Source organism: Janthinobacterium lividum, from assembly GCF_011601275.1.
Lineage (GTDB): Bacteria > Pseudomonadota > Gammaproteobacteria > Burkholderiales > Burkholderiaceae_D > Janthinobacterium > Janthinobacterium lividum_E.
Genome location: NZ_JAAOLY010000035.1, coordinates 20,596 through 30,193 on the forward strand (window position 1 = coordinate 20,596; position 9,598 = coordinate 30,193).

Annotated in this window: 7 protein-coding genes; 3 read left to right on the forward strand and 4 right to left on the reverse strand. The window is 64.0% G+C overall.

The window, feature by feature from the left end; translation table 11 throughout:
* Positions 1-10: 10 nt before the first annotated feature.
* Complete coding sequence (locus GYK42_RS28205) at positions 11-1,750, forward strand: glycoside hydrolase family 2 protein (RefSeq protein ID WP_046685630.1); 1,740 nt, start codon at positions 11-13, stop codon at positions 1,748-1,750.
* 54 nt (positions 1,751-1,804) lie between these two features.
* Positions 1,805-5,641, forward strand: coding sequence for an NAD(P)-binding protein (locus tag GYK42_RS28210; protein WP_166450189.1), 3,837 nt, complete (start codon positions 1,805-1,807; stop codon positions 5,639-5,641).
* 437 nt (positions 5,642-6,078) lie between these two features.
* Here the strand turns inward: GYK42_RS28210 and GYK42_RS28215 are convergent, their stop codons facing one another.
* On the reverse strand, positions 6,079-6,633 hold the full coding sequence (locus GYK42_RS28215; RefSeq protein ID WP_166450190.1) for a hypothetical protein: 555 nt from the start codon (positions 6,631-6,633) through the stop codon (positions 6,079-6,081).
* 276 nt (positions 6,634-6,909) lie between these two features.
* On the opposite strand from GYK42_RS28215, the gene GYK42_RS28220 reads away from it, so the two are divergent.
* Positions 6,910-7,209, forward strand: a complete 300-nt coding sequence (locus GYK42_RS28220; protein ID WP_166450191.1) for a hypothetical protein — start codon at positions 6,910-6,912, stop codon at positions 7,207-7,209.
* Here GYK42_RS28220 and GYK42_RS28225 read toward each other — a convergent pair whose 3' ends face one another.
* From GYK42_RS28225 to GYK42_RS28235, 3 genes are all read right to left on the reverse strand, one after another.
* On the reverse strand, positions 7,210-7,623 hold the full coding sequence (locus GYK42_RS28225; protein WP_046685351.1) for a VanZ family protein: 414 nt from the start codon (positions 7,621-7,623) through the stop codon (positions 7,210-7,212).
* 548 nt (positions 7,624-8,171) lie between these two features.
* Complete coding sequence (locus GYK42_RS28230; protein ID WP_058050636.1) at positions 8,172-8,936, reverse strand: SDR family NAD(P)-dependent oxidoreductase; 765 nt, start codon at positions 8,934-8,936, stop codon at positions 8,172-8,174.
* Between the two features lie 85 nt (positions 8,937-9,021).
* Complete coding sequence (locus GYK42_RS28235) at positions 9,022-9,543, reverse strand: TPM domain-containing protein (protein ID WP_166450192.1); 522 nt, start codon at positions 9,541-9,543, stop codon at positions 9,022-9,024.
* Between the last annotated feature and the right edge of the window lie 55 nt (positions 9,544-9,598).

Genomic DNA, 9,598 nt, shown 5'->3' on the forward strand with positions numbered 1-9,598 from the left:
CCGCCCGCAGATGGTGCGCGAAAACTGGCAATCCCTGAACGGCGCCTGGCGTTTTACCTTTGACAATGAGCGGCGTTACCGGCTGCCCGACGGCGGCATCGACTGGACGCACGACATCATCGTGCCGTTCCCGCCGGAATCGCAAGCCAGCGGCGTGGGCGACCGTGGCTTTCACCGCGTCTGCTGGTACCAGCGCGAATTTTTGCTGCAGCCGGGCGGACCCTGCGTGCTGCTGCACTTCGGCGCCGTCGACTACCATGCCAAGGTATGGCTGAACGGCCACGTGGTAGCCGACCACGAGGGCGGCCATACGCCGTTTGTCGCCAACATCAGCCATGCGCTGCTGCCCGACGGGCCGCAAGTGCTGACGGTGCGCGTCGAGGACGATCCGCACGATTTGGCCAAGCCGCGCGGCAAGCAGGACTGGCAGCTGCTGCCCCATTCCATCTGGTATCCGCGCACCACGGGCATCTGGCAAAGCGTATGGATCGAGCGCGTGGCGGCCACCTATATCGGCAAGCTGCGCTGGACACCCGTGTTCGAGGGCTACGAGATCGGCTGCGACGTCTTCGCCACGGGCGACCTGCAGGATGACCTCACGGTGGCCGTGCGCATCTGGCATGGCGACAACCTGCTGGCCGACGACCAGTACAAGCTGATCGAGAACGAAGCGAGCCGCAAGATCGCCCTGTCCGATCCCGGCATCGACGATTCGCGCAACGAATTGCTGTGGAGTCCGGAACGGCCCATCCTGCTCGATGCCGAAGTGACCTTGTGGCATGGCGACGAGCTGCTCGATACGGTCAAATCGTACACGGCGCTGCGCTCGGTGGCCATCAACCGCGACCGCTTCATGCTCAATGGCCGGCCGTATCCGCTGCGCCTCGTGCTCGACCAGGGCTACTGGCCCGACACCCTGCTGGCAGCGCCATCCGACGACGCCCTGCGGCGCGACGTGGAACTGGCCAAGGCCCTGGGTTTCAACGGCGTGCGCAAGCACCAGAAGATCGAGGATCCGCGCTACCTGTACTGGGCCGACCGCCTGGGCTTGCTGGTGTGGGAAGAAATGCCATCGACGTACCGCTTTTCCAGCAAAGCCATCACGCGCATGGTGCGCGAATGGACGGACGTGATCGAGCGCGACTACAGCCATCCGTGCATCCTCGTCTGGGTGCCGTTCAACGAGTCGTGGGGCGTGCCCAACCTGACGGCCATCCAGGCCCACCGCAACGCCGTCGAGGCGCTGTATCACCTGACGCGCACGCTCGACCCCACGCGGCCCGTGATCGGCAACGATGGCTGGGAAGCGTCGGCTACCGACATCCTCGGCATCCACGACTACGACTGCGATCCGGAACGGCTGCAGGCGCGCTATGCGATCAGCGATTCGGCCCGCACCACCTTGTTCGACCAGCGCCGCCCGGGCGGGCGCATCCTCACGCTAGACGGCTTTCCGCACCGGGGCCAGCCCATCGTCCTCACGGAATTTGGCGGCATCGCCTTTGACCGGGAACAGAGCGAATCGGCGGAAACCTGGGGCTATGCGCGGGTGGGCAACGAGGCTGCCTTCCTCGATATTTACCGGCGCCTGATGAACGTCGTCAACACGGCGCAGATGTTCAGCGGTTTTTGCTACACGCAGTTCGCCGACACGTTCCAGGAAACCAATGGTCTGCTGACGGCGGACCGAACGCCGAAGGCCGCGCTGGAGTTGCTCAGCGCGGCCACCCGCAATATCCGGCTCAATTGAACGCAAGCCGGGCCTGGCACGTTTCATCTGGTCCATACATCAAGAGGGGCAGGCATGGCCGATACCGATGGCGCGGCAGCGCCGTTCCTTACTTACTGGCAAGCGGGCTACGAGGGCGCCGACCACGTCACCCATGGCGGCCAGGCGCTGGACATGAACCGCGCCACGGGCCACCTGGACAGGGTGCGCGAAGACTACTTGCTGCTGCGCCAGTTCGGCATCTGCAGCGTGCGCGAAAGCATAGGCTGGCGCCTGGCCGAGCGCGATGGCCAGTTCGATTTTTCCTTCATTGAAGAGCGCGCCGCCGTGGCGCAGGAACTGGGCCTGCAGATCAACTGGACCTTCTGCCACTACGGCTGGCCGCCGGAGCTCGATCTGTTTTCGTCCGACTTCGTGCCGCGCTTTGCCCGCTATTGCCGGGCGGCAGCGCAGTTCCTCGCGCCGTTTGCGGGCAGCGCGCCCGTATATTCGCCCATCAATGAAATCTCGTTTACCAGCTGGGGCTTGTCGGTGCACATGTTCCAGTGCCTGAATATGTACCGGCCCGATGCGGGCGAGGAAGGCAAGCGGCAGCTGGTGCGCGCCACCGTGGCCGGCTGCGACGCCATCCGCGCCGTCAGCCCGCAGGCGCGCTTCCTGCAATGCGATCCCCTGATCCACGTGACCGCGCCGCCCGGACGCACGGACTGGGTCGACCAGGCGGCCGCCTGGCGCGCTTCGCAATTCGAAGCGTGGGACATGCTGTGCGGCCGGCAAGCGCCGGAACTGGGCGGCGCACCCCGCTACCTGGACTTGATCGGCCTGAACTATTACCACAGCAACCAGTGGGAAAGCGGCAGCAATTTGCGCCTGTGGTGGCACCTGGGCGAGCCGCGCCGCATGCCCTTGCACCAGCTGCTGCTGGAAGTGCAGGCACGCTACCAGCGGCCGCTGCTGCTGGCGGAAACGAGCCACGTGGGCAGCGGGCGCGGCGCGTGGATACGCGAGGCGGCCGCCGAGGCGGCGCTGGCCGTCCAGCATGGCGCCGCGCTGCGCGGCATCTGCATCTATCCCGTCATCGACCGGCCCGACTGGGACGATGCCAGCCACTGGCACCGCAGCGGTCTGTGGGATGTCGGCCTGGAAGGCGAGGGGGAGGAGCGGCTGCGGCGCATCCTCGTGCCCCCTTACGCGGCGGCACTACGGCAGGCGCAGCGCCTGACCGGACAACTTTGTTCAACGTTTGCCCCGGCGGGGCAGAAAGGAACTGGCATGCGAACCATCATCGTTTTTTCCCATTTGCGCTGGAATTTCGTGTATCAGCGTCCGCAACAGCTGCTGTCGCGGCTGGCGCAGTTTTACCGCGTGGTCTTCGTCGAGGAACCCGTCTGGCACGATGGGCCAGGCGTGCTGGAACTGTCTACGCCGGCGCCGAACGTGACCGTGTGCCAGCCCCGCACGGCCGTGCAGGCGCCCGGTTTTCACGACGATCAGCTGGCCGTGCTGCAGCCCCTGCTGAGCCAGATCACGCCTGCCGACGACCCCATCGTGTGGTTCTATACGCCGATGGCGCTGCCGCTGCTGCCCGCCCTGCATGCGGGCCTGGTCGTGTATGACTGCATGGATGAACTGGCCGCATTCAGGAATGCGCCGCGCCAGCTGTTGCAGCGCGAGACGGCCTTGCTGGCGCGCGCCGACCTCGTGTTTGCTGGCGGCCCCAGTCTGTTCGAGGCGAAGCGCACGCGCCACGCCAACATCCATTGCTTCGCCAGCAGCGTCGACACCGTGCACTTCGAACAGGCGCTGGACCGTCACAATGGCCATCCCGCGCAGGCGGAAATCGGCAGGCCCAGGCTCGGCTATTACGGCGTGATCGACGAGCGTTTCGAGCCGGCCCTGGTGGCGGCGCTGGCCGACGCCCATCCCGATTGGCAAATCGTGCTGGTCGGTCCCATCCTCAAGATCGACCCGGCCAGCCTGCCGCAGCGGCAGAATATCCATTACCTGGGCCAGCAGCCTTACCAGGCGCTGCCGCACTTCCTGGCCGGCTGGGACGTTTGCCTGTTGCCCTTCGCCAGAAATGAAGCGACCCGCTTCATCAGTCCGACCAAAGTGCTCGAATACATGGCGGCGCAGTTGCCCATCGTCAGCACCTCGATCACCGATGTGGCCGTGCCGTATGGCGACATCGTGGCCATTGCCGACACGCCGGACGCCTTTGTCGCCGCCTGCGAGGCGGCGCTGGCCGCGACGCCGGAACAGCGCGCGGCCATGGCCGCCAGCATGCGCGCCGTCGTCGAAGCCACCTCCTGGGATACCACGGTGGAGCAGATGCGCAACTTGCTCGACACGACGCCGCCGGGGCAGGGCGCCCGCCAGGCGTTGCCCGCCGCTGGTACGGCGCAGGCCGCCGCACCGGGTGCCGGCGCCGATGTCAATCTGCTGCATCCCCCCGGTGCGCCGCAAGCCGTGGCCTGCGCCATTATCGGCGCCGGTCCGACGGGCCTGAGCGCCGCCTATCACCTGGGCGCCGATACCTTGCTGCTGGATAAAAATGCCGCCGTGGGCGGCTGGTGCCGCTCCATCCAGGACCGTGGATTTACCTTCGATCACGCGGGCCACATCATGTTTTCCAATGATGACTATGTGCTCGACATGTACCGTACCTTGCTGGGCACCAACCTGCACTGGCAAAACCGCGAAGCCTGGGTCTACAGCAAGCAGGTCTATACCCGCTATCCTTTCCAGGGAGCGCTGTACGGCTTGCCGCCGGCCGTCATCAAGGAATGCATCGTCGGCGCCATCGAGGCGCGCTACGGCAAGGCGCCGGTGGCCCCGGGCCAGGCAGCGGCCTGCGCCGTTGAGGATTGCTGCGCCGACGGCGGCACGGGACTGGAACAGGTGCATGATGCCGTGGCGGCACCAGCCCAAGCCCAGGCCCAGGCCCAGACCGCGCCCAATTTCGAGCAATTCATCCATCAGGTGTGGGGTAGCGGCATCGCCCGCCATTTTGCCATTCCCTACAACAAGAAATTATGGACCGTGCCCCTGGCCGAGATGGAAACGTCGTGGCTGGGCGGACGGGTGCCCTTGCCCAACCTGGAAGAAATCATCGAGGGCGCGCTCGAACCGGTGGCCAGGCCGATGGGCCCGAATGCGCGCTTCGGCTATCCCTTGCGCGGCGGTTTCCAGGCCTTGATGTCGGGCTTCCTGCCGCATCTGCAAGGCAAGGTGGAACTCAATGCCGATGTGGTGCAGGTCTTGCCGCGCCAGCACGTGATCGTGCTGGGCGACGGCCGCCGCTTCCGTTACCAGCATTTGCTCAGCACCATGCCCTTGCCGCAGCTGGTGCGCCTGATCGGTGAGCAGGCGCCGCCGCAGGTACAGGCGGCGGCGCGCGCCTTGCGGCATATTTCCGTGCGCTGCGTCAACCTGGGCGTGGCGCGTGAGAATATCAGCGAGAAACACTGGATCTACTATCCGGAAGAGACGATATTCCACCGTATTTTCCTGCAAGGTAACGCCAGCCCCCACTGCAACGCGCCGGGCGGTTTCGGCCTGACGTGCGAGATCAGTTATTCGCCCTGGAAACCCTTGCCGCTCGATGGACAGGCCCTGATCGACCGCTGCGTGGCCGATTGCATCGCGGTGGGCTTGCTGCGCGACGATGACCGCCTGCTGGCAGCCAACCAGGTGGACATGCCGTACGCCTATGTGGTGTACGACCACGCGCGAGCCTCCAACGTGGCGCTGGTGAAAGCATGGCTGTCCACGCAGGACATCGTGCTGGCGGGACGCTACAGCGAGTGGGAATACTACAATTCCGACCACGCCTTCCTGGCCGGGAAAAAGGCAGCGGAATTGATCGGCGGACTGGCGGCAAACCAGCGCAAGATGGGCATGGTGGAGTAGGCGCTTGCGCCGGGAGCGCGGCAACCGCGCTCCCGGCGCGGATTCAACAAGGAAGCCGGCAAGAGGCAAGAGGCAAGAGGCATGGAGCTACCGAAAGTCATGGCAAGTGAAGGTATGGCAAGGCAGGAGGCATAGCAAGCTGCAGGGCGTAGCTCGCAGGAGACATGGCAAGGCTAAGCATGGCAAGAAAAAGACAAAAAAACACAAAAAGATAAAAAGATATGGCAAGGAAAAGGAAAGGCAGGGCAGGGCAAGGCAAGGCAAGGCAAGGCAAGGCAAGGCAAGGCAAGGCAAGGCAAGATGCCTGTCTTGCCATACCTCGCCAGGCCTGCCCCTGGTGGATGTGCCTGGCCGCTGGCGTTCAGTACTCCGAGCGCCAGTGGCCAGGCGTAATCAGTGCATGCTGCGCTGATCCCCTGCGCTGATCCCCGATAACGTTAATAGCGCTGCAGCAAGCCGTTGACCACCTTGACCCTATCGCCGATCTGGTAGCCGGGCTGGGAGTTTTGCATGATGGTGCGTGTGCTGCCGTCGTCCAGGCGCAGGGTGACACGGTACTGCATGTTGCCCGAGGTGGTGCCCGCAGTGCCGGAACTGCCGGATTGCATGTCGCCGCTGCCCTGATCCATGCCGCGCGGCACTGGCTCGATCGATTGCACCGTGGCGGAGGCGATGCTCACACCCGTCTGGCTGCCGTCCATGTTCATGGCGTTGTTGGCCGTGGACGTGCGTGCATCGGCGCTGCCTGTGCCAGCGGTGCTGCTGCCGCCGGTACCAGCGGTGCTGCTGCCCGTGCTGGTGTCGCTCATGGTGCTGCTGGTGCCGGTGCTGGTGCCTGTTCCGGTCGACGTGCTGCCTGTCCCGGCCGTATTGCTGTAGCTTTCACCGCTGCGGCCATTCGTGCTGCTCATGCTGGTGCCGTTCGGATTCGAACTGCAGGCGGCCAGCGTACACAGCAGGCCGGCCAGCGCCATGGTTTTTTTTACTCTCATCTTGTTCTCCTCTTGGTCTGACAAAGTGTTGACCCCGTTTCCAGGGTGCGGCGGAGGTCAGCGTCAATGGCGCATGCCAGGCATGGCCGCAACTGCTGCTAGTAAGAGCGCGGGGAGGGGAGGATGTTCGATCCTTGTTATTTCACATTGAGGTACATCAAGTGCTTCAATTGTCGAGCTTGGTATAAAAGACATTCTTGCACAGGGTGAGCACGGCGTTCGCGTTTCCCTCTTGTGTTTTTCCCTTGTTCCCCGTTGCCTATCTCAGGAGAATAAATGTCTGCCGATTCCCATAGCGTCAAGCTGATCAATGAGCTGGTGATTGCGGTGTACGGCGCCCCGGACGCGGCGAACGCGGCGCGCGCCCGCTACGCGTTGACCCAGGCCCTGCATGCCTTGACGAGGCTGTCACGGTCGGAACAGTTGATGGAGATGCAGCGCGATGCGGCGCGCGCGGCGGGAGCTGCCAGCCGGCGCGAAATGCGCACGGTGCTGCGCCGGGTCGCCAGCCGGGCGGCGGCCGGCCAGGGGCAGTTGCCGCTGGCGCTCGGTGTCGGCGATGACGGCGCGCCGTGATCAGCCTTGCTGTTTCTTCAGCGCGGCGGCGGCCATGGCAGGCCAGCAAAAGTAGAGCGGCAGCACCACGGCCGTCGCAGCCGTGATATCGACCACCCAGTCGCTGACGGCGCCACGGCGGTACGGCAGGAAACTCTGGATGAATTCGTCCAGCGCGCCCATGGCCGCCACCATCAGCACCGACAGCAGCGCCCGGCGCGCCATGCCGCCGGCCGTGCCGCTGAACAGGATCAGGGCCAGCACGCCATAGCCGACGGAATGCAGCACGCCGCCCGACGCATATTGGCCCACGTCCGCGCGCACGCCGGGAATGTCGCCGATCAGGATCACCAGGGCGTATAGCACCAGCGCGGTGCGGTAGCGCAGGCGTTCGTAGCGGTCGGCAAAACAGAGTTCGGGCAAGGGTGCAGGCATGAGGCGTCAGGACAGGTGGAAAGGCCGTCACAATATCATGCGCATGGCGGGCTACCGTGTTTTTGCGCAAGAGCTTGCCGTGTGGGCAAAAAAAAGGCCCGCGGGGGCGCGGGCCAAAAACCCAAATGAAATGGGTCAAGAGTTGAGAGTTGCTTGGTGCTCACCATGTCGCACGCCTTGCCGGCGCCCGCCACGGTCATGAAAGGGGAGTGGTGTGCCATCGCGGCACACCTGTCTGGAGTCAGGCATATCGGTTGCCTGTACAGCAGATGAAGCAAGTATAGGGGGCGAAGATGACGGGCTGATGACACGCTGCAACATTTTTTTGCGGCAGACAGAATGACGGGAAGATTGCTCGTCATGGCAAGAATGGCCATGTTCCAGGACGGATAGCGAAAAAAAAGCCCGCTGGTGAAAGCGGGCTTAAAACTATTTTCTTGGAGGAGAATAGTGGAGACAGGTGCATTATGCTGCGTCGCACGATATGTGTCTAATGGTCTTTTCAGATATCCATTATTGATTTTTGATATAACTCGTTGCGCCTGCCTTTATTCCTTCACGGCCACCGTGTAGTTGAGCGCCATGCGCCCGCCATCGACATAGATGGTCTGGCCCGTCATGTAGGTGGCGTCGTCGCTGGCCAGGAAGGCGGCAATGCCGGCCACTTCCTCCGGCTCGCCGCAGCGGCCCAGCGGCGTGCGCGACAGGATCGTGTGGCGCGCCTGCGGGCTCGACAGCACCGCCTGCTTGGCCAGTTCCGTCAGGATGGTGCCCGGCCCGATGCCGTTCACGCGCACGCCGTGCGGCGCCAGATTCAATGCCATGACCTTGGTCAGCTGGTTGATGGCGCCCTTCGACACCACATACGGCACTTGGTTCGGGATCGCCAGTTCCGCATTCACGCTGGACATATTGATGATGCAGCCGCTGTTGCGCTTGACCATTTCGCGCGCCACGGCCTGGCCGCACAGGAACATCGATTTCAGGTTGATGCGCATGACCCGGTCGAAATCGTCTTCGCACACGTCGAGGAAATCGGCCGCGTGCGTGACGCCCGCATTGTTGACGAGGATATCGATGTGGCCGAACTGGGCCAGGGTTTCCTTCAGCATGGCGTCAACGTCCGCCTTCTGGCTGACGTCGGCGCAAAAGAAGCGCGCCTGCGGGCCCAGGGCGGCGGCGGCCTGCGCGCCTTCTTCCTTGATGTCGACCAGCATCACTTGCGCCCCTTCGGCGATCAGGCGGGTGGCGCAAGCCAGGCCGATGCCTTGCGTGGCGCCCGTGACGATGGCGGTTTTATGGATCAGTTTCATGTGTACTCCTCGGCGGATAATAGAGAGCGCTGCCCAAGCCACGGGATTGCGCGGCAATGGGCAGATTTTAATCCCTGGGCAGGAATCAGAGGAGGATGGGTTCGTTCGGCAACTGATTGCCGCGCGTGCCATCGGCAGGGAAGTGGCTTTGCAGCAAGGTATTCAGCTGCGCCAGGGCTTCCAGGGTGCTGTCATGGAAGTTGCCTTCCTTGAAGCCCTTGGTCATGGTGCGGCACACGGCTTGCCATTGCTCCGGCGTGACGCGGCGGCCCACGTTGCGGTCGGCAACGATATCGACCTGGTGTTCGGCCAGGTTGATATAGATCAGCACGCCAACGTTGTCTTCCGTATCCCACACGCGATATTGGGCGAACAGTTCGCGCGCCCGCTCGCGATTGCTCACGCCCTGGTAGGCCATGCCAGGCGTCAGGGCCGCCTCGACGATCAGGCGCACTTCCGCCCGGTGCAGCGTTTCACCGTCGGCAATCGCCGTCTCGATGGCTTTCAGCGTCCGTTCCGGAAAGGCCTGGCGCGCCGTCGCCGGCGTACCCCGCAAATGCTTTAATGCCCGTCCACAGCGTTGGCCGAATGTCAGTTGTTTCGTCATTACCAATCTCCCGAGGCGCCGCCGCCGTCAAATCCGCCGCCGCCGCCACCGAAAC

Excerpts from the sequence above, each read along its gene's own strand:
- GYK42_RS28220 (WP_166450191.1), top strand. The coding sequence starts at position 6,910 with ATGTCTGCCGATTCCCATAGCGTCAAGCTGATCAATGAGCTGGTGATT.
- GYK42_RS28230 (WP_058050636.1), bottom strand. The coding sequence starts at position 8,936 with ATGAAACTGATCCATAAAACCGCCATCGTCACGGGCGCCACGCAAGGC.
- GYK42_RS28215 (WP_166450190.1), bottom strand. The coding sequence starts at position 6,633 with ATGAGAGTAAAAAAAACCATGGCGCTGGCCGGCCTGCTGTGTACGCTG.
- GYK42_RS28235 (WP_166450192.1), bottom strand. The coding sequence starts at position 9,543 with ATGACGAAACAACTGACATTCGGCCAACGCTGTGGACGGGCATTAAAG.
- GYK42_RS28205 (WP_046685630.1), top strand. The coding sequence starts at position 11 with ATGGTGCGCGAAAACTGGCAATCCCTGAACGGCGCCTGGCGTTTTACC.
- GYK42_RS28225 (WP_046685351.1), bottom strand. The coding sequence starts at position 7,623 with ATGCCTGCACCCTTGCCCGAACTCTGTTTTGCCGACCGCTACGAACGC.
- GYK42_RS28210 (WP_166450189.1), top strand. The coding sequence starts at position 1,805 with ATGGCCGATACCGATGGCGCGGCAGCGCCGTTCCTTACTTACTGGCAA.